Annotated in this window: 19 protein-coding genes; 4 read left to right on the forward strand and 15 right to left on the reverse strand. The window is 68.7% G+C overall.

Annotated features, from left to right (window positions below; all coding sequences use genetic code 11):
- Nucleotides 1-132: 132 nt before the first annotated feature.
- Together MicroSTF_RS15645 and MicroSTF_RS15650 are read right to left on the reverse strand one after the other, a co-directional pair.
- On the reverse strand, nucleotides 133-894 hold the full coding sequence (locus tag MicroSTF_RS15645; RefSeq protein ID WP_136024565.1) for an SURF1 family protein: 762 nt from the start codon (nucleotides 892-894) through the stop codon (nucleotides 133-135).
- A gap of 59 nt (nucleotides 895-953) precedes the next feature.
- Nucleotides 954-2,069, reverse strand: a complete 1,116-nt coding sequence (locus tag MicroSTF_RS15650; protein ID WP_021198895.1) for a GuaB3 family IMP dehydrogenase-related protein — start codon at nucleotides 2,067-2,069, stop codon at nucleotides 954-956.
- A gap of 74 nt (nucleotides 2,070-2,143) precedes the next feature.
- Here MicroSTF_RS15650 and MicroSTF_RS15655 point away from each other — a divergent pair, with 74 nt between their 5' ends.
- The gene (locus MicroSTF_RS15655; protein ID WP_297556743.1) at nucleotides 2,144-3,229 is read left to right on the forward strand and encodes an FAD-dependent oxidoreductase; all 1,086 of its coding nucleotides are present in this window, start codon (nucleotides 2,144-2,146) and stop codon (nucleotides 3,227-3,229) included.
- 13 nt (nucleotides 3,230-3,242) lie between these two features.
- On the opposite strand, the gene MicroSTF_RS15660 is transcribed toward MicroSTF_RS15655, so the two are convergent.
- The 12 genes from MicroSTF_RS15660 to MicroSTF_RS15715 all read right to left on the reverse strand — a co-directional run bounded on the left by MicroSTF_RS15660 (nucleotide 3,243) and on the right by MicroSTF_RS15715 (nucleotide 13,301).
- On the reverse strand, nucleotides 3,243-4,931 hold the full coding sequence (locus tag MicroSTF_RS15660; protein WP_322956945.1) for an ABC-F family ATP-binding cassette domain-containing protein: 1,689 nt from the start codon (nucleotides 4,929-4,931) through the stop codon (nucleotides 3,243-3,245).
- A gap of 97 nt (nucleotides 4,932-5,028) precedes the next feature.
- A complete protein-coding gene (locus tag MicroSTF_RS15665) occupies nucleotides 5,029-5,580 on the reverse strand; it encodes an OsmC family protein (RefSeq protein WP_029266987.1) in 552 nt (183 codons plus the stop codon).
- A gap of 103 nt (nucleotides 5,581-5,683) precedes the next feature.
- Nucleotides 5,684-6,046 carry a type II toxin-antitoxin system VapC family toxin gene (locus MicroSTF_RS15670; RefSeq protein WP_036271487.1) on the reverse strand — a complete coding sequence of 121 codons (363 nt, stop codon included), beginning with the start codon at nucleotides 6,044-6,046 and terminating at the stop codon, nucleotides 5,684-5,686.
- Nucleotides 6,046-6,294, reverse strand: coding sequence for an AbrB/MazE/SpoVT family DNA-binding domain-containing protein (locus MicroSTF_RS15675; protein WP_021198899.1), 249 nt, complete (start codon nucleotides 6,292-6,294; stop codon nucleotides 6,046-6,048). The genes MicroSTF_RS15670 and MicroSTF_RS15675 overlap by 1 nt, the downstream gene beginning before the upstream one ends.
- Nucleotides 6,295-6,330: 36 nt before the next feature.
- Nucleotides 6,331-8,136, reverse strand: coding sequence for an ATP-binding protein (locus tag MicroSTF_RS15680; RefSeq protein WP_297556748.1), 1,806 nt, complete (start codon nucleotides 8,134-8,136; stop codon nucleotides 6,331-6,333).
- The gene (locus tag MicroSTF_RS15685) at nucleotides 8,133-8,480 is read right to left on the reverse strand and encodes a response regulator (RefSeq protein ID WP_136024541.1); all 348 of its coding nucleotides are present in this window, start codon (nucleotides 8,478-8,480) and stop codon (nucleotides 8,133-8,135) included. Before MicroSTF_RS15685 ends, MicroSTF_RS15680 begins: the two co-directional genes overlap by 4 nt.
- Entirely contained in the window at nucleotides 8,477-8,620 is a 144-nt protein-coding gene (locus MicroSTF_RS15690) for a hypothetical protein (RefSeq protein ID WP_021198902.1), read from the reverse strand. The genes MicroSTF_RS15685 and MicroSTF_RS15690 overlap by 4 nt, the downstream gene beginning before the upstream one ends.
- Nucleotides 8,617-10,104, reverse strand: a complete 1,488-nt coding sequence (locus MicroSTF_RS15695) for a glycosyltransferase family 2 protein (protein WP_021198903.1) — start codon at nucleotides 10,102-10,104, stop codon at nucleotides 8,617-8,619. The genes MicroSTF_RS15690 and MicroSTF_RS15695 overlap by 4 nt, the downstream gene beginning before the upstream one ends.
- Nucleotides 10,104-10,817 (reverse strand): PHP domain-containing protein, encoded by a 714-nt coding sequence (locus tag MicroSTF_RS15700; RefSeq protein WP_322956951.1) that lies wholly within the window; start codon nucleotides 10,815-10,817, stop codon nucleotides 10,104-10,106. Before MicroSTF_RS15700 ends, MicroSTF_RS15695 begins: the two co-directional genes overlap by 1 nt.
- Entirely contained in the window at nucleotides 10,814-11,803 is a 990-nt protein-coding gene (locus tag MicroSTF_RS15705) for an ATP-grasp domain-containing protein (RefSeq protein WP_322956953.1), read from the reverse strand. The genes MicroSTF_RS15700 and MicroSTF_RS15705 overlap by 4 nt, the downstream gene beginning before the upstream one ends.
- Entirely contained in the window at nucleotides 11,803-12,843 is a 1,041-nt protein-coding gene (locus tag MicroSTF_RS15710; protein ID WP_029258603.1) for a response regulator, read from the reverse strand. The genes MicroSTF_RS15705 and MicroSTF_RS15710 overlap by 1 nt, the downstream gene beginning before the upstream one ends.
- Nucleotides 12,844-12,986: 143 nt before the next feature.
- Entirely contained in the window at nucleotides 12,987-13,301 is a 315-nt protein-coding gene (locus MicroSTF_RS15715) for a DUF2277 domain-containing protein (RefSeq protein WP_029258604.1), read from the reverse strand.
- 153 nt (nucleotides 13,302-13,454) lie between these two features.
- Between MicroSTF_RS15715 and MicroSTF_RS15720 the strand changes: the two genes are divergently transcribed.
- The gene (locus tag MicroSTF_RS15720) at nucleotides 13,455-13,919 is read left to right on the forward strand and encodes a hypothetical protein (protein WP_081860083.1); all 465 of its coding nucleotides are present in this window, start codon (nucleotides 13,455-13,457) and stop codon (nucleotides 13,917-13,919) included.
- Nucleotides 13,920-13,990: 71 nt separating this feature from the next.
- Here MicroSTF_RS15720 and guaB read toward each other — a convergent pair whose 3' ends face one another.
- Complete coding sequence (gene guaB / locus MicroSTF_RS15725) at nucleotides 13,991-15,493, reverse strand: IMP dehydrogenase (RefSeq protein WP_021198909.1); 1,503 nt, start codon at nucleotides 15,491-15,493, stop codon at nucleotides 13,991-13,993.
- Between the two features lie 317 nt (nucleotides 15,494-15,810).
- Here guaB and MicroSTF_RS15730 point away from each other — a divergent pair, with 317 nt between their 5' ends.
- Together MicroSTF_RS15730 and MicroSTF_RS15735 are read left to right on the forward strand one after the other, a co-directional pair.
- Nucleotides 15,811-17,094 (forward strand): branched-chain amino acid ABC transporter permease, encoded by a 1,284-nt coding sequence (locus MicroSTF_RS15730; RefSeq protein WP_036271499.1) that lies wholly within the window; start codon nucleotides 15,811-15,813, stop codon nucleotides 17,092-17,094.
- Nucleotides 17,095-17,099: 5 nt separating this feature from the next.
- Nucleotides 17,100-18,077 carry a branched-chain amino acid ABC transporter permease gene (locus MicroSTF_RS15735; protein WP_021198911.1) on the forward strand — a complete coding sequence of 326 codons (978 nt, stop codon included), beginning with the start codon at nucleotides 17,100-17,102 and terminating at the stop codon, nucleotides 18,075-18,077.
- Nucleotide 18,078: the final 1 nt, after the last annotated feature.

Here is an 18,078-nt window from a genome sequence, read left to right on the forward strand (position 1 = left end):
ACATCCTCAACGGAGTTTTCCGATTCGTCATCGAGCGATCACCGGATGGCCGGAACGACCCCTGACGAAGGTCACTACCCACACACGATGGCGCACAATTGCGCACATGAACGCGCGCGGATGCGCGTGAGATCAGGCGGTGGTGCCGCCCTGCGCCTCGTCCTCGAACTCCTCGACCTCGCGCTCCCAGGCATCCTTCGCGAGGCGATACCAGAGATAGAACGCGAAGCCGGCGAAGATGGCCCACTCGACCGCGTAGAAGACGTTGAGCCAGTTAACGGGAGACATCTCATCGGGTGCCGGCGAGGAGATGTCGACCAATCCTGCCGTCGCCGTGGTCGAGGCGAGGTAGGGACGGTAGACGTCGAGTTCCTCGACATCGTGCCAACGGCTGAGGAGCGCGGCCGGCGACATGCGATCCAGCCGCTGCGGATCGGAGTGCGGCGGTACACGGGGACCCTCGTCCGAGATGATGCGTCCGGTGACCTCGACCTCGGAGCCGTCGGCGCCGGCTTCCAGTTCTTCCACGGCCGCGTCAGCCGTCTGCTGATCGGGCGCCCAGCCGATCGCGACGGCGATGGAGGTGCGCTCGGCCACCCGCAGCTGACCGGTGACCCAGTAGCCCTCGACATCGTCGTTGAAGCGGCTCGACACCACGATGAAGTCCCCGGGAACCCAGGTGCCGGTGGTCTCGACCCGCTGACCCACGAGCGGCTCGGGCAGATAGGCGCCCGGCTCGAGGACGTCGGTGAGCTGCTGGACCTGCTCGGTGGCACCGGGAGCGGGCGGATCGGTCTCGATCGCGCGCTCCAGCTGCCACTGTCCGAGCCAGGCGAAGACCCCGGCGACGAGGAGGCAGAGCAGGAGCATCCCGATCCAGCGTCCCCGCAGCATGACCTCGCGGAGAGTCGGGGGGAACAGAGCAGGAGTGGTCACGGTGGAGCGCAGGACCCTCAGGCCTCGTACGGTGCGAGCACGACCTCGACCCGCTGGAACTCCTTGAGGTCGGAGTATCCGGTGGTCGCCATCGACTTGCGCAGCGCACCGATGAGGTTCGCGGTGCCGTCTGCCACGGGCGCCGGGCCGTAGAGGATCTCTTCGAGCGTGCCGATGCCGCCGACCTCGACACGGTGGCCGCGCGGCAGCTTGGGGTGATGCGCCTCGGGCCCCCAGTGGAAACCGTGGCCCGGTGCGTCGGTGGCACGGGCGAGCGCGACACCGAGCATGACCGCGTCGGCGCCCATCGCGAGAGCCTTGACGATGTCGCCGGACGTGCCCACGCCGCCGTCAGCGATCACGTGCACGTAGCGTCCGCCGGACTCGTCGAGGTAGTCACGGCGAGCGGCGGCGACGTCGGAGACGGCCGTCGCCATCGGCGCGTGGATGCCGAGGGTGGCACGCGTGGTCGACGCCGCTCCCCCGCCGAAGCCGACGAGCACACCGGCGGCGCCCGTGCGCATCAGGTGGAGGGCCGCGGTGTAGGTCGCGGCACCGCCGACGATGACGGGCACGTCGAGGTCGTAGATGAACTTCTTGAGGTTGAGGGGCTCTGCGACACTCGACACGTGCTCGGCCGACACCGTGGTGCCGCGGATCACGAAGAGGTCGACGCCGGCGGCGGCGACGGTGTCGTAGTACTCCTGAGTGCGCTGCGGGGTGAGGGACCCTGCGACCGTGACGCCCGCTTCGCGGACCTCGGCGAGGCGACGGGTGATGAGCTCGGGCTTGATCGGCTCGGAGTACAGCTCCTGCATCCGCACCGTGGCCCCGGCATCGTCGAGACCCGCGATCTCCGCGAGCAGCGGCTCGGGGTTCTCGTAACGCGTCCACAGGCCCTCGAGGTCGAGGACCCCGAGTCCGCCGAGCTGACCGAGCATGATCGCGGTCTGCGGGCTCACGACCGAGTCCATCGGCGCGCCGAGCACCGGGATCTCGAAGCCGAAGGCGTCGATCGTCCAGGCGGTGGACACGTCCTCCGGGTTGCGCGTGCGCCGCGAGGGCACCACCGCGATGTCATCGAACGTGTACGCGCGGCGTGCACGCTTTCCTCGGCCGAGCTCGATCTCCATGGTCACCCCACCAGCCTACCCGGCGGCCGGACGGGCCCGTGCTGGAAGACTGGCTCCGAGACCGGGAGGACGACATGAGGACCGAGACCGTGGACGTCGTTGTGGTGGGCGGCGGCGTGATGGGGCTGGCGACGGCGTGGGAGCTGGTGCGACGAGGACGTCGTCCCGTCGTGGTCGACCGGTTCGCACGCGGCCATCATGAGGGCGCCTCGCACGGGGCGACCCGCAACTTCAACAACGCGTACGACGAGGATCACTACCTCGATCTGCTCGTGCGCGCCCGCGCCGGGTGGGATGCACTGGGCGACGTCGACGGCGAGCCGCTCCTGCGCCTGCACGGACTCGTCACCCATGGCCACCCCCACCTCGCCGCGATGCACGCGGGGCTCGACGCCCACGGCATCCCGAGCGCGGTACTCTCCCCCGCCGAGGCGAGCGCCCGGTGGCCGGGGATGCGCTTCGACGGCGACGTGCTGTGGTCCTCCGACGCCGGGGTCGTGCGCGCGACGGAAACACTCCGCGAGCTGGAACGGCGGATCGTCGCCGGGGGCGCAGAGGTGCGCTGGAACATGCCGGTCGCGCACATCGATGAGTACCGGGACGGCGCCGCGGTCGATCTCGCCGACGGCAGCCGGCTGCGTGCGGAGGTCGTCATCGTGACCGCCGGCGCGTGGACGCAGAAGCTCCTCGCCCGCTTCGGCCTGCCGCGACTCGCCGTCACCGAAGAGACGCCGGCGCACTTCCGGCCGCTGACCGACGCGACCTGGCCCTCGTTCAATCACTACGTCGATCCCGCGGCATACCCTGCCACCGTCTACGGCATGCCGACGCCCGGCGAAGGCGTGAAGGTGGGTTTCCACCGCGTGGGAGATGAGGTCGACCCGGACGCCCGACCGCACCTGCCCACGCATCAACCCGCGCTGGCGGACTACGTGCGCGAGTGGATGCCGGGGCTCGACGCCGCATCCGCCGTGCCGATCAGCTGCACGTACACCTCGACCGACGACGGGACGTTCGTGCTGGATCGCCGGGGCCGGATCGTGGTGGGCGCCGGATTCTCCGGTCATGGCTTCAAGTTCGCCCCGGGCGTCGGCGGGATCCTCGCCGACCTCACGATGGACCCCACCGCGCGCGCCGCTGCGCCCTTCCGGCTGCCCTGATCCGCGCCGGACGTCAGCGTGTGCGCGCCACCCGCTTCTCGTCCCACACCGGCTCGTCGGATTCGTACACGTCCCCGTCCGATCCGAACACCAGGAACCGGTCGAACGACCGCGCGAACCAGCGGTCGTGGGTGACGGCGAGCACGGTCCCCTCGAATCGCGCCAGCGCGTGTTCGAGCGCCTCGGCCGACTCCAGGTCGAGGTTGTCTGTCGGCTCGTCCAACAGCAGCAGCGTCGCCCCGGAGAGCTCCAGCAGCAGCACCTGGAACCGCGCCTGCTGTCCCCCCGAGAGCGAATCGAACGTCTGCTGAGCCTGCCGCACGAGGCCGTAACGGTCGAGCGCCGAGCTCGCGGCATCACGCGGCATCCCGGCGCGTCGATCGTCGCCGCGGTGCAGGATCTCGAGCAGCGTGCGTCCGACGAACTCCGGATGCGCATGCGTCTGCGCGAACAGGCCGGGTACCACGCGCGCACCGAGTGCGGCTGTGCCGGTGTGCTCCACCGCGCTCAGCTGCTCGCCGGTCGCGGTGACATGGCCGAGCGTCGCATCGGGATCGCTGCCGCCGCGCGCCAACAGCCGCAGGAAGTGCGACTTCCCCGATCCGTTCGAGCCCAGCACGGCGACCCGGTCGCCGTACCAGACCTCGGCATCGAACGGACGCATGAGCCCGGTCAGCTCCAGCCGCTGCGCGACCACCGCCCGCTTGCCCGTGCGCGCGCCGCGCAGTCGCATGTCGAACTCCTGCGCGGGCGGCCGCTCCTCAGGCGGGCCGGCTTCCTCGAACTTGCGCAGACGGGTCTGCGCCGCCTGATACCGCGACGCGAAACCGTCGTTCGCCGAGGCTTTCACCTTGAGGTTCGCCACCAGGGTGCGCAGCTTCTCGTGCTGCTCGTCCCAGCGTCGGCGCAGCTCGTCGAGCCGGTCCATCCGGTCGGTCCTCGCCTGCTGGTAGGTGCCGAAGCCGCCACCGTGCACCCAGGCCGTCGCGCCGGCTCCCCCGGGTTCGAGGGTGATGAGCCGATCGGCCGCACAAGCGAGCAGCTCGCGGTCGTGCGACACCAGCAGCACGGTCTTGGGCGTCTGACGCAGTTGTTCCTCGAGCCAGCGCTTGGTGGGCACGTCGAGGTAGTTGTCCGGCTCGTCGAGCAGCAGCACCTCGTCGGGCCCCCGCAGCAGCGCCTCGAGCGCGAGCCGCTTCTGCTCACCCCCGGAGAGCGTGGTGAGCTCGCGATACCGCGCCCGCTCGTACGGCACCCCGAGGGCAGCGATCGTGCACTGGTCCCAGACGGTCTCGTGCTCGTAGCCTCCGGCATCCGCATACTCGGCGATCGCCGACGCGTAGGCCATCTGCGTGTCGTGCTCATCGCGTTCGATCAGCGCGTTCTCCGCCGCCTCGAGCCCTTCGGCCGCCGTGCGGATGCGTGCAGGAGCGACCCGCACCAGGAGCTGCTGGACGGTCTCGCCCGCCTCGCCGTGACCGACGAACTGGTCCATCACGCCGAGTCCGCCGTCGATCGTCACCACGCCGTCATCGGCCGTCTGATCGCCGCGGATGATGCGGAGCAGGGTGGTCTTGCCCGCGCCGTTCGGGCCGATCAGCGCGCTCGTCGAGCCGGCGCCGACGCGAAAACTCGCCTCGTCGAGAAGAGGTCTGCCGTCGGGGAGCGTCAAGGAGACGCTGGATACATCGATAGAGCCCACGGTGCGTGGCCGTCCTTCCGCCCGCGCATGCCGAGCCGACCAGGCTATCAGCAGGAGCGGGCATGCTCCACACCGCGTCCGGAGATGCTCCGAACGGTCAGACCAGAACGCTCGACGTCGGCACGGGAGCGGCGAAGAGATCGAGCACGGGGCAGTGCGCGTCGACGACGGTACGCAGGTTCTCGTACTCCTCCGGGGTGTTCGGGCCGGTGATGTCGACCGCCACCCGCACGTCGTGGAATCCTGCACGCCCCGACTCGTCGATGCCGAACAGCTTGCGCACGTCGAGGTCACCCTCCGCAGTGATCTCGATCCCGTCGATCGTGAGCCCGAGAGCCTGGGCGTAGAGCCGGTACACGACCACCTGACACGAGACGAGCGCACCCAGCGCATACTCGACCGGGCTGGCCGCCACGTCGTCACCCGCGAGCGCGCCCGGCTCGTCGACGATGAAGCGGTGCTTGCCTGCGCGGATCTCGGTCGCCACGGAGCCGATGCCGCGCCCACTGACCCGATACGTCAGCCGGGCATTGGCGTCGTCCGCCGCGATCCGGTCGTTCCACGCCGATCCGGCGTCGGTGAGGCGCTGCGCGCGCTCGGGGGTTGTGACATCGGCGACACCGGCGAGCTGGTCCTGGAGAAGAGTCATGGCCCGACGGTAGCGACCATCCCGCGTGCGCTGCCGGCCATTCGTCATCCGGCTTCACACCGGGACACGCAGCGTCACGACGCCGAGATGTTCTCCGCTCGGGTCAGCGTCGCAGCTGCTCGATGCGCTCGGACTCGCCCCACGCGCGGTCCGCCGTGAGAACGGGCATGTCGAGACGCCGCGCGAGTGCGAGACACAACCGATCTCCCAGTGAGAGTCCGCTCCCGCGCTCCCATGACTCCGCGGCGGCTTCGGCGTCGCGCTGAGACACGGGTTCCACCCGCACTCGGTAGCTGAGCAGCAAACCGGAAGCGACCCCCCAATCGGCACCGGATGCGCGCACCTTCTGCGCGACCTCCGACCAGTTCGCCGCTCCGATCACCGACTCATCGAGGACTTCCTCGACCCGATCGGCGCCCGGGTCTCCCTGCAGGAACGCGAGGAGCGCTGACGCATCGACCACCATCACGCAGCCGCGTCCTCGGAGTTCGCTGATCTGCGTCGCTCTGCAAGAAGGGACTCGAGAGCGTCCTTCCCTTCCAGCTGCGACCTCACCAGCGCCTTGGCTTGCTCCCGGGTGACGAGAATCACGCCTCCCGCCGTCTCGATCATGAGCAGGGGAACCCCCTGCTCCCAGTGCTGACGGGCACGGAGCTCGGCAGGGACCACCAGGCGCCCACGGTCGCCCATCGGTGCAACGAATGTGGTACCCATGCCCCGAGAGTACCACCCTCCAGCTCGATGAGGGACTCAGTCGGGCCGGCTCAGGCTCATCAGCACTTCGGTACGAGGCGCAGCCGGCAGGAAGAAACGGAACTCCGTCCCGACACCCTCCTGACTCGTCACGTCCATCGTCCCCCCATGCGCCAGCACGATGGCCCGGGTGATCGTGAGGCCGAGCCCCACCCCCGGCACCGCGTTGCGCGTCGCGGTCGATGCACGGAAGAAGCGGGTGAAGAGCATCCCCTGCTCGTCCACCGGAATGCCCACTCCGGTGTCCGCGATCGAGAACTCCACGCCTCCGTCGAGCGTCCGCACCCGAGCGGTGACCGTACCGCCTCGCGGCGTGAACTTGATGGCGTTCGAGAGCAGATTGTCGATGGCCTGCCCGATGCGACCAGCGTCGACGAAGACGGGGATCGCATCCGTCCCGACCTCGGCCACGAGATCGATGCCCTCGCGCTGCGCATGCGGCCCGGCCGACGTCACGGCCGATCGCACCAACTCGGCGACGTCGGTCTCCTCGCGCTCGAGCGGGAACCGCCCCGACTCGACCTGCGCCGTGAAGAGCAGGTCGCCCACGAGGTTGAGCAGACGCTGCGCGTTGCGCTCGATGATGCCGACGAACTCCTGCTGGTCATCGGTGAGCGGCTGCCCCGGATCGTTCTGGAGCAGATCGAGGAAGCCGATGATCGCGCTGAGAGGCGTGCGGAGCTCGTGCGAGATCATCCCCACGAACTCATCCTTCATGCGGGCGACCTCGACGGCCCTGGTCTCGTCGGTCAGCACGAAGAGGTAGCCCTGCTGTGCGCCGGCGCCGTCCTTGTGCGGGCTGACCGTCACGCGTGCCGGAACCGTGGTGCCCCCTGCCGTGACCACCTCGATGTCGCTGTCCACCGTCGACCCGGCATCGGCCTGCGCGAACAGCGCTTCGATCCCGGCGGCGAGCTCGGCATCCCGCGGAGGATTCCCCCGCACGACCTGCGCGTCCTGCGCGTTCTCCGCGGCGAGCATCGAGAGCACGGCGGTGGAGAAGAAGCGATCGATGCGCACGTCGCGGAGCGCCTCGTCGACCGGCAGCCCGAGAAGCCGCACCGCGCCGGGGTTCCACGCCGTCACGATGCCGCGCCGATCCGTGGCAATCACCGCCTGTGCCGTGATGGACGACCAGAGGCTCTCGAACGAGTCGAGCAACTCACGGTACTGACGCTCCTTGTCGCGCAGCTGCACGATCATCGCGACGTTCTCCGACAGCGCCCTGGTGCGTTCGGCGACGAGCTCCTCCGCCTGCTCCACGCGCATGCGCTGCTGTCTCGAGAGCTGGTTGATGACCGCCGCCACCGCCGAGAACACGAGCGGTCCGACCACGCCGCGCAGCCATTCGACCGAGGTCTCGGGCGGGTCGGTGAAGTACGGCATGAGCAGGGCGATCGAGGTCAGCCCGCCGACCACGAACACCCAGCGGATTCCGGGCGCCGCGGCCAGCCAGACCACGGGGAGGAGCACGAGCGAGGAGAAGAGCGAGGTGGCGCCGCCGGTGCCGGTGCGGAAGAGGCCGAGCCCGGCGATGTCGACGATGGGGATGAGGAGGACGGCCCACCCGTCGATCGTGCCGCGCGCGGTGAGCACGGCGGCGAACGCGGTCGCCGCGAGGACCACCGCGATTCCCGCCACGGCCGGTGCGACGTGCGTGATCGGCAGGTCGGGGACCCACCAGGTCAAGATCGCCGCGATGACGGTCGCGATGACCGTCGGTGCCTGCTTGAGCAGCGGGCTCGGGTTGTCGAAGACCTGATACCAGCGGTTCTCCGCCCGGTCGAGCGGAGTCGCCCTCATCGCCGCACCGTCCCCACGATGGCATGCAGGTCGGAGCCGGTGATCGGCTTCGGCAGGGCGGCATCGGCCGGCGGATAGTCGGCGGCGTCGAGCACCGAGCTGATCACGAGGAAGCACTCGGGGAACCGCTCCCGGACCAGTCGCGCGCACTCCTGTCCCGAGATGCCGGGGAGGATGAGGTCGAGCACCGCCAGCACGGGATCGATCTCGGAGAACGCCGCGATCGCCGATTCCGCGTCACCGGCGATGAACACGTCGAAGCCCTCACGATCGAGGTATCGACGCAGCAGGGCGGCCTGGTCGGGAGCGTCCTCGACGACGAGGGCCAGCGGCCTCCCGGTCATCGAAGGAACAGCTCTCGCACGACGACGATGATGACGACGACGACCAGGGCGAGCAGGGCTTGAGGGATCAGTCGCCGCTCTCGTCGGGCGTCCGCGGCGATCTCCTCGACTTCGGCATCGTGCGACGGGGTTGCGGTCATGAGTCGACACGTCCGATCTTCTCGGTCTTGATCCAGGAGGCGTCGGCTCGACGCCATTCTTTGATGTAGGAGTCCACGGTGATCGCACACAGCAGCGACCCGTAGCCGCAGATGTACAGCAGCAGACCGGCGAAGAACCGTCCACCGGGAAGAGGCTCCACCGCGCGCGCCAGCCAGATGCCGAGCATCGAGATCGGGCCCCACAGGTAGAAGATCACGGCCCAGACGAAGCGGGATTGATCCGTCAGCCCCAGCCCGACGGCGGTCAGGAGCGATTCGAACGCCCAGGGGAAGAGGGCGATCGCCATCAGGATCAGGGCACCGAGCCCCGGGAACATGATCGCCTCGCGCCAGGAATGTCTGCCGGTCCGCGGGTCGAGCTGCACGGAGTAGAGCATCGAGAAGAGGTAGATGCAGGCCGCGGAGATCCACATGAAGCGGAAGACGAACTCGGCGATGTCGCTGTGCAGGACGAGCAGTGCGAGCATCCCCGCAGCCGCGAGCAGCATGAAGGCGGGCAGCAGCAGGATCGTGAACCAGGCCAGCCCGAAACCGAAGCTGCCCAGGTTGTGTTCGCGGCTCGGGCGGAACCAGAGCTTGCGGTAGATCGAGGTCAGCTGCACGTTGCCCCGCGCCCAGCGCAACCGCTGCTTCCACAGGCTGTCGATCGTGCGCGGCTCCTCGGCCAGCACGACCGCGTGCGGCTCGAAGACCATCCGACGTCCCTTGAGCTGACCCTCGAAGGTCGTCATGGTGTCTTCGGCGAGCGTGCCCGTCGGGATGCGTCCCCCGATGGCCTCGAGGTTCGCCCGCGAATGCAGCTGCGCGCCACCGGCGAGGCAGGCGATCGCACCGCCCACGTTCTGCACCCGGCGGGCGGAGAGCTGGCCGATCACGTACTCGATCGCGATGAACCGGGTGAGGTAGTTGCGGTCGCGGCTGCCCTCAGCGATGTACGCCGTCACCGCGCCGACCTTCTCGTCGGCGAGGTGCCTGGTGAGCTTGCGCAGCGAGTCGCGCGCGAAGATCACGTCCGCATCCATGATGAGCACCGCTTCGGTCCACGAGTCGGCGAGGACCACATCGAGACCGTGGTTGAGCGTGTGCGCCTTGCCCTCGCCACCCTTCTCGCGACGCAGGTGCACGACGCGACCCGGATGGGCCTGCGCCTTCGCGCCGACGATCGCCGGGGTGTCGTCCGTGGACGCATCGTCGACGACGAAGACCCGGAGGCGTTCGGCGGGATACTCCAGCTGCAGCAGTCGTTCGATGGCCGGACCGATCACCGCGCCTTCGTTCCAGGCCGGGATGATGACGGCGACGTGCGGGTGGTACGGCGCCGCCTTGCCGTAGTGATTGCGGAACGCGTGCAGCGGCAGCACGAGGAACTGCAGCCCGGTATTGATCACGGGCAGCGTTCCCACCAGCACGCAGAGCAGGAGGACGATGACCAGCACGGCCTCCAGCACCGAGAGATCCGTCATCACGACACCTCCATCGCGTCGAGCAACGCGATCACCCGGGAGTATCGGCCGACCTCCGAGGCGTCATGACTGTCGGTGGAGGCGACGATCTCACCGCCGACGCGACGCAGGGCGGTCAGTGCCGGGACGTCGGGGCACCCCCACTTCTCGTTGACCTCGACGAGGGTGTCGGTCTCGGCGGCGGCTCGGGCCCAGGCTTCCGTCCGCTCCGGGCCGAGATCGTCTTCAGACAGGCCGATCTTCGGCAGGATCGAGAAGCAGTGCGCGAGCTGGTTCCCCGGGTACCGGCGCATCGTGGCGACGAGCGCCTCGACGAGCTGATCGAGCACATCGTCGGTCGCCCAGCCGGCGGCGATCCGCTCCCGGACCGCCGAGGGCCCGAGAGGACCGGCCGCACCGGGGAACTGATGATCGGCGATGAGGATGCGGTCGATCCCGTCCGGGAGCGTCGGGATGTCCAGCGTTCCCGCGGCGTCGAGGATCTTCGCCTCCACTCCCGTGAGCACCGCGAGACCATCCGGCACCCGGAGGGCCCGCACCGCAGCGAGGTACTCCGGCACCCAGGTGGTGCCCTGTCGCACGTGATCGACCAGACGCAGGGTGTTGAGTCCCGCGGCCGCTGCCGCCTCGACGTTCTGGGCGAGCGTCGATACGGCATCGTCCGAGAACGTCGAGTGGACGTGGTGATCGCCGCGAAGCAGAGCGTGGCTCACAGCTCCTCCTGATGCCCTGCATGGGCGGAGACCAGCACGTCTTCGATCTCGACGATCACGTCCTCCAGGAAGCGCACGGAAGCGACCTCACGGAACGGTATCCGCACCGGCAGCTCGCGCCCCAGGAACAGGTCGGCCACGAGCGACGGGATGTCGACGCCCGCGGCTATCGTCAGCGGCAGGGCCCCGGGAAAGCGCGGATTGACCTCGAGCAGCACGGCACGACCGGTGCGATCGCGCCGCAGCTGCACGTTCGCGACGCCGACCAGTCCGATCGCGCGCGCGATCGATGCCGCCGTCTCCTCGAGCTCCGGGTCGCGGACGGTGCGCCCGGCGATCGCCACGCCGGAATCGACCCGGGCACGGGTGCGGGGCACGGCCGCGACGACGTTGCCGGCGGCATCCGCGATGACGTCGACCGAGTACTCCTCCCCCGGGAGGAAGTCCTGCACGATGAGTCCCTCGTCCGTCGGCAGCGCCTCGAGAGCCGCGCGATCGGGGACGAGCCGCACGCCACGGCTTCCCGCGCCTTGACGCGGTTTGGCGAAGACCGGGAACTCCCAGTCGACGGCCTCGGCGTCACGTCCGGCGAGAACCGTGCGCGGGGTGTGTCCGGTCGGCGCGCAGCGCTCGGCGAGCGCGAGCTTGTCGAGCGCGGTGTTCAGGGTGTCCGCCGACGGAGCGGCCAGGACAGCGGGGGCCAGCTCCTCCCGACGCTCGGCGAGCGCGATGAGCTCGACGTCGACGGTCGAGATCACCAGGTCGAGGCCGTCTTCCGCGACCAGGCGGGCGATCGCCGGTATGAAGTCGGCGTCCCTTCCCGGCGGCACCAGACGCCGCTGCGCCGGTGGAACCAGGTAGATGCCGCTCGCCCAGCCGTCCATGTCGGCGGCGAACACGGTCAGATCGGATCGGCGCAGCAGCGACCGGATCACCGCCACTCCTGCCGGTCCCCCGGCACCGGTCACCAGCACCCGCTTGGTCATCAGCTCTCCCGTCGCGTGAGTTCGTGGGCGCCGATGAACTCGGCGGTCTCGCGGACCACTTCGAGAGGTTCGACCGCGGTGCCTCCGCCGAACCTCGACCAGTACCGGGCCGTTGCGGTGACGAACTCGGGCGCCAGGTAGTCGCGGCTCGCGGTCTGCGATCCGAAGCGCTCCAGCAGCCGCAGCTTCTCGTCGAGGTAGTGGTCGATGCGCACGAACCTCGTGGGACGGAAGTCGATCGTGGAGGACGGGCTCTGGTAGCAGGCAACGGTGCCCACGCGCCGCGTCGCGACGATGGTGGCCTCGCTCACGGCGCGGTGATCCTGATGGCGGTCGTGACTCGAATGCGTGTAGACGATCGTCGGCTGGATCTCCTGCACGACCTCTTCGATGATCCGCACCGTGGAGCCGCCTCCGGAGATCTCCGTGTCGACGAGGTCCTTCAGGAACAGACGGGCGCCCAACATGTCGGCCGCGGCCAGGGATTCGTTCTGACGGCTGTCGGCGTCGCCCCCTCTGGCCCCGCGGGAGAGCGTGAGGATGGTGATCTCATCGTGAGCCGCGGCGTGCGCCGCGAGCAGCCCGCCGACGCCGATCTCGACGTCGTCGGGGTGCGCACCGATCGCGAGCACCCGCTCGGGCTTGCGCGCCTCTTCACGGCGTCGCCGCCCCTCTTCGACGAGACGGGTGACCGCCTCCACGAGCTTGCCGTTGTCGAGCGGCTTGGTGAGGAACTCATCCGCCTGCGCCCGCAGAGCAGAGACGGCGTACTCCACCGAGACGTGGGCGGTCATCACCACGACCGGAACCGAGGGAACCGTCTTCCGCAACTCGGCGAGCAGTTCGAGCCCGTTGAGTCCCGGCATCTCGATGTCGGTGACGACGACGTCCGGACGCACTTCGGCGACGCGCTCCACAGCCGAACGGCCGTCTTCGGCGACGTCGACGATGCAGCCGGCTCGCCGCTCGAGCACGGTCTTCACGAGCAGGGCGACGTCCGGATCGTCATCGACGACGAGAACGCGAGGGGATTCCTCCATGTACAGCTCTCCTTGGGGAGGTTCCCTGACCGATGGGGGTCGGTCACGCGATCTCGATGCCCTTCGACACCGGGTCCGCAGGGAAAGTCGAGCGGGGTATGTCGATTCTGGCATACGGCACCGTCCTGGCGACGGCGCCTCTCCTACGCTCCGGCGCGGGCCGCGCGCTTCTCCTCCTGGAAGACCCGGATCGCCTCGTACCGCTCAGCGGATCGGGCCCGCCTCTTCGCCGCTTCGTCTTCGCGATTCTTCGGCGGCGCCGTGGTGACGAGCTCGCTCAGGAGCCGGCTGACGACCACGGCGATCTCACCGACGGCGCTGTCGAACGCCGGCTGGTTGGCTCTCGACGGGGTCGTGGTCCCGGCGATCTTGCGCACGAACTGCAGGGCGGCGTCGTGGCATTCCTCATCGGTCGCTGCGGGTTCGAGGTTGTTCAACGGGACGATGTTCCGACACATACCGGAACGCTACGCCGCCCCGCACGCAGACGGAAGAGGCCGACCGGAGGTCCACGGCGCGGAGGGGATGGTGCGGTCGTGGGGCGGTCGCTACGCTCGGGGGCAACCGGGACCGCCCGTGCGTTCCCTCCCGCCTCGTCGACAGGAAAGCACATGACCAACCCCCCGTTCCCCGAACCGCCAGCGCCCGACTCCTCGAACCCGGTGCCGCCGCCGGCAGCCGCCCCCACTCCGCCTCCGCCCGCCTCGGCACCGACCTGGGATACCGCTCCGGGCGCGGCACCCGCCTCCGGATACCCGGCTCCCGCAGCACCCGCGTATCCGCAGCCGGAACCGACCCCTCCTGGACGCGTGCTGTCCATCGTCGGCCTCGTCCTCGCGTTCGTGGCTGCACCGATCGGCCTCATCCTGAGCATCGTCGCCGTCGTGAAGCTCGGCAAGGCGGGGCAGCCGAAGGGACTCGCGATCGCCGGCATCATCATCGGCGCGATCCTGACCATCGCCGGCATCATCGGGATCATCCTGTTCGCGACGGTCATCGCCGGCCTCATCGGCATGTGTGCCGAGCTGGGCACCGGCGTATGGGAGGTCGACGGCGTCACCTACCGGTGCGGCTGAGCCACCCCCGACGAGAAGACGAGAGGGACCGGATGCGACACGCATCCGGTCCCTCTCGTCGTCTGTGGCGGCTACTTCTTGTAGTTCGGCGCCTCGACCACGATCTGCACGTCGTGCGGGTGCGACTCCTTGAGCCCCGCCGAGGTGATGCGCACGAACTTGCCACGCGTCTTGAGCTCTTCGATGGTGCGCGCGCCGACGTAGAACATCGACTGACGCAGTCCGCCGACCAGCTGATAGGCCACGGCGGAGAGCGGACCGCGGTACGGCACCTGCCCCTCGATGCCCTCGGGGATCAGCTTGTCGTCGCTGGGGACGTCGGCCTGGAAGTAGCGGTCCTTGGAGTACGAGGTCTGCTTGCCCCGGGTCTGCATGGCGCCCAGCGAGCCCATTCCGCGGTACTGCTTGAACTGCTTGCCGGACTGGAAGACGATCTCGCCCGGGGACTCGTCGGTTCCGGCCAGGAGCGAGCCGAGCATCACGGCGTCGGCACCGGCGACCAGGGCCTTGGCGATGTCACCCGAGTACTGCAGCCCGCCGTCGGCGATCACCGGAACCCCCGCGGGACGCGCGGCGAGCGACGCCTCGTAGACCGCGGTGACCTGCGGGACGCCCACACCGGCGACGACGCGCGTGGTGCAGATGGACCCGGGACCGACACCGACCTTGACGGCGTCGACGCCCGCGTCGACCAGCGCTTGGGCGCCCTCGCGGGTCGCGACGTTGCCGCCGATGATGTCGATGTGCTCGAACGAGGTGTCGGCCTTGAGACGGCGGACGAGGTCGATGACGCCCTGCGACTGCCCGTTGGCGGTGTCGACAACGAGCACGTCGACACCGGCGTCGCGCAGCGCCTCCGCACGCTCCCAGGCATCGCCGAAGAAGCCGATGGCGGCACCGACGCGCAGGCGGCCCTGGTCGTCCTTGGTGGCGAGCGGGTACTTCTCGCTCTTGTCGAAGTCCTTGATCGTGATGAGGCCGGCGAGCTTGCCGTCGCCGTCGATGAGCGGCAGCTTCTCGACACGGTGCTTGGCGAACAGCGCGATGACCTCGCCCGCGGCGACGCCGACGGGAGCGGTCACGAGGTTCTCCCGCGTCATGACGTCCTTGACGAAGGTGGTCTGACGCTCGAAGCCCGAGACGAACCGCATGTCGCGGTTCGTGATGATGCCGACCAACTTTCCTTCGTCGTCGACCACCGGAAGACCGGAGATGCGGTACTTCGCGCAGAGGTTGTCGACTTCTTCGACGGTCGCATCCTGCGTCGTCGTGATGGGGTCGGTGATCATGCCCGACTCGCTGCGCTTGACGCGGTCGACGTGCGCGGCCTGGTCGGCGATGGAGAGGTTGCGGTGCAGGATGCCGATGCCGCCCTCACGGGCCATGGCGATCGCCATGCGGGATTCGGTGACCGTGTCCATCGCGCTCGACAGCAGCGGGGTGGCGACCGAGATGCGGCGCGTGATCCGCGACGAGGTGTCGGCCTCGCTGGGGATCACGTCGGTGTGCCCGGGGAGCAGCAGCACGTCATCGTACGTCAGTCCGACGAAGCCGAAGGGATCGTGCTGTTCCATGGATTCTCCTTCTGCGCGAGTCGCGCATGTCCGAGTGCGAGGGGGTGGTCGACGTCGGCCGGTGCGGGGCCGCGGCCCGTATGAAGATTCTAAGCGAGACACGCCCGAGAACATTCCCAGAGCCCCGTCGTTACCGGACTGTTGGCAGGGACCGTAGGCGAATCGCCGATCGCGCATTACGCTCAAGTGCGTCGTCCATCCCCGCGGTCGACCCGACACCGCGGAGACACAGCACTCAAAGTGGAGGTTGCGTGGGACCCACAACAATCGCCGTGCAGCGAAAGCGCCCCTGGGTGGTCGCGCTGCTCGCTATCCTCATGGCGCTCACCGCGTTCGTGTTCCTACCCCCCTCATCGGCTTCGGCCGAGACGACGGACGACGGGCAGGAGGTCACGGAGTTCTACTTCGCCGGTGTCGTCACCTTCGACGATCAACCTGTCGAAGGCGTCGTCATGTCCATCGAAGGCAAGGGCTTCAAGGGTGAGACCGAGACCGACGCCGAAGGCAAATGGCGTCTCTACGTGCCCGAGAAGGAGAAGTACACCCTGACGGTCGATGAGTCGACCCTGCCCGAGGGCGTGATCGTCGACGCGACCCAGTTGCCGGAGGGAACGCAGCCGATCGCGGGGACGACAGCCTCCTTCGAGGTCGAGTTCGGTCTCACCGGGACCAAGATCATGAATCTGTTCCTCGGCGAGGGCCAGCGGGTCACGGTCTCCTTCATCGACCAGCTGCTCTCGCGACTGGTCGGCGGACTGAACTTCGGTCTCCTGCTCGCACTCGCCTCGATGGGTGCCGCGCTCATCTACGGCACCACCCGGTTGTCGAACTTCGCGCACGCGGAGATGGTGACGTGGGGCGGTCTCGTCGCCCTGGTAACGACCACGTTCTGGCATCTCCCGCTCTGGCTCGGCATCGCCGCGGCCGTCATCGGCGGCGGCCTGTTCGGCTGGGCGCTGGATGCGGGGATCTGGCGTCCGCTGCGGCGACGTGGGCTCGGTGTCGTCCAGCTCATGATCGTCAGCATCGGACTCTCCCTGGCCCTGCGCTACGCATTCCAGTTCATCATCGGCGGAGGCACGTACCAGCTCCCCGGTGCCAGCCCCACGCCGATCCAGTTCGGTCCGATCTCGCTGTCGTACATCGACATGATCGCGATGGGCGTGAGCATCGTCGTGATCCTGGCGGTGGCGTTCTTCCTGACACGCACGCGGATCGGCAAGGCGACGCGAGCGATCTCCGACAACCCCCAGCTCGCCGCTGCCTCGGGCATCGACGTCGACAGGGTCATCCGCTATGTCTGGATCCTCTCCGGAACACTGGCCGCGATCTCCGGCATCCTCTGGGCCTACTTCCGCCCGGGTGTGAAGTGGGACATGGGCATGCAGATGCTGCTGCTGATCTTCGCCGCCATCACGCTGGGCGGTCTCGGCACGGCGTTCGGCGCCCTCGTCGGCTCCCTCATCGTCGGCATCGCGGTCGAGGTCTCGACCCTCTGGATCCCGTCGGACCTGAAGTATGCGAGCGCCCTCGTGGTGCTCATCGTCATCCTCCTCGTGAGACCGCAGGGTCTGCTCGGACGCAGGGAAAGGCTGGGCTGATCACCATGGACTTCGGAAGCATCTTCTCGAACACGGCCGTCTACCTGTTCAGCCCGGTCACGATCGCCTACGCCCTCGCGGCGACCGGCCTCGCCGTGCACTTCGGATACGCGGGTCTGCTCAACTTCGGCATGGCCGCCTTCATGGCCATCGGCGGCTACGGCTACGCCATCTCGGTGCTGAGCTTCGGCCTGCCCTGGTGGATCGGCATGCTCATCGGTCTGCTCGGCGGCGCGTTCTTCGCCGTCCTCCTGGGCATCCCGACGCTGCGCCTGCGTGCCGACTATCTCGCGATCGCGACGATCGCGGCGGGTGAGATCGTCCGCCTCCTGTTCACGACGCAGCTGTTCGACGAATGGACCAACAGCGCCGACGGCCTCGCGCAGTACAACGGCGGATTCCGCGATGCGAACCCCATCCCCACGGGCACCTACGGGTTCGGCCCCTGGATGTACAGCGCGAACGATCTCTGGAACCGCGTCTTCGGCGTGATCGTCCTGGCGGTCGCCATCCTCCTGGTGTGGGCGCTGATGCGCAGCCCGTGGGGTCGTGTGCTCAAGGGCATCCGCGAGGACGAGGACGCGGTGCGCTCGCTAGGCAAGAACGTCTTCGCCTACAAGATGCAGGCGCTCGTGGTGGGTGGTGTGATCGGCGCCGCGGGCGGGATCATCTTCGTGCTCCCCTCCGCGGTCGTCCCCGGCAGCTACTCGACGTCGCTGACGTTCTTCCTGTGGACCATCCTCCTTCTCGGCGGCGCGGCCACGGTGTTCGGGCCCACGCTGGGTGCGGTGCTGTTCTGGGTGGTGTTCGCCTTCATGGCCAACCTGCTCCCCTCGATGGCGAAAGCAGGGCTGCTGCCGATGTCCGACAGCCAGGCATCGACGCTGGTGTTCGTCTTCGTCGGCATCGCGCTCATGCTGCTCGTGATCTTCCGCCCCCAGGGCATCCTCGGCGACAAGAGGGAGATGACCTTTGTCAAATGAA

The sequence above is a fragment of the Microbacterium sp. STF-2 genome (assembly GCF_034650155.1).
Classification (GTDB): Bacteria; Actinomycetota; Actinomycetes; order Actinomycetales; family Microbacteriaceae; genus Microbacterium; species Microbacterium maritypicum_A.

Coding starts and splice junctions, on each gene's coding strand:
- MicroSTF_RS15715 (WP_029258604.1), bottom strand. CDS start 13,301: ATGTGTCGGAACATCGTCCCGTTGAACAACCTCGAACCCGCAGCGACC.
- MicroSTF_RS15680 (WP_297556748.1), bottom strand. CDS start 8,136: ATGAGGGCGACTCCGCTCGACCGGGCGGAGAACCGCTGGTATCAGGTC.
- MicroSTF_RS15685 (WP_136024541.1), bottom strand. CDS start 8,480: ATGACCGGGAGGCCGCTGGCCCTCGTCGTCGAGGACGCTCCCGACCAG.
- MicroSTF_RS15710 (WP_029258603.1), bottom strand. CDS start 12,843: ATGGAGGAATCCCCTCGCGTTCTCGTCGTCGATGACGATCCGGACGTC.
- guaB (WP_021198909.1), bottom strand. CDS start 15,493: ATGGAACAGCACGATCCCTTCGGCTTCGTCGGACTGACGTACGATGAC.
- MicroSTF_RS15650 (WP_021198895.1), bottom strand. CDS start 2,069: ATGGAGATCGAGCTCGGCCGAGGAAAGCGTGCACGCCGCGCGTACACG.
- MicroSTF_RS15690 (WP_021198902.1), bottom strand. CDS start 8,620: ATGACCGCAACCCCGTCGCACGATGCCGAAGTCGAGGAGATCGCCGCG.
- MicroSTF_RS15655 (WP_297556743.1), top strand. CDS start 2,144: ATGAGGACCGAGACCGTGGACGTCGTTGTGGTGGGCGGCGGCGTGATG.
- MicroSTF_RS15665 (WP_029266987.1), bottom strand. CDS start 5,580: ATGACTCTTCTCCAGGACCAGCTCGCCGGTGTCGCCGATGTCACAACC.
- MicroSTF_RS15705 (WP_322956953.1), bottom strand. CDS start 11,803: ATGACCAAGCGGGTGCTGGTGACCGGTGCCGGGGGACCGGCAGGAGTG.
- MicroSTF_RS15735 (WP_021198911.1), top strand. CDS start 17,100: ATGGACTTCGGAAGCATCTTCTCGAACACGGCCGTCTACCTGTTCAGC.
- MicroSTF_RS15645 (WP_136024565.1), bottom strand. CDS start 894: ATGCTGCGGGGACGCTGGATCGGGATGCTCCTGCTCTGCCTCCTCGTC.
- MicroSTF_RS15720 (WP_081860083.1), top strand. CDS start 13,455: ATGACCAACCCCCCGTTCCCCGAACCGCCAGCGCCCGACTCCTCGAAC.
- MicroSTF_RS15695 (WP_021198903.1), bottom strand. CDS start 10,104: ATGACGGATCTCTCGGTGCTGGAGGCCGTGCTGGTCATCGTCCTCCTG.
- MicroSTF_RS15675 (WP_021198899.1), bottom strand. CDS start 6,294: ATGGGTACCACATTCGTTGCACCGATGGGCGACCGTGGGCGCCTGGTG.
- MicroSTF_RS15670 (WP_036271487.1), bottom strand. CDS start 6,046: ATGGTGGTCGATGCGTCAGCGCTCCTCGCGTTCCTGCAGGGAGACCCG.
- MicroSTF_RS15730 (WP_036271499.1), top strand. CDS start 15,811: ATGGCGCTCACCGCGTTCGTGTTCCTACCCCCCTCATCGGCTTCGGCC.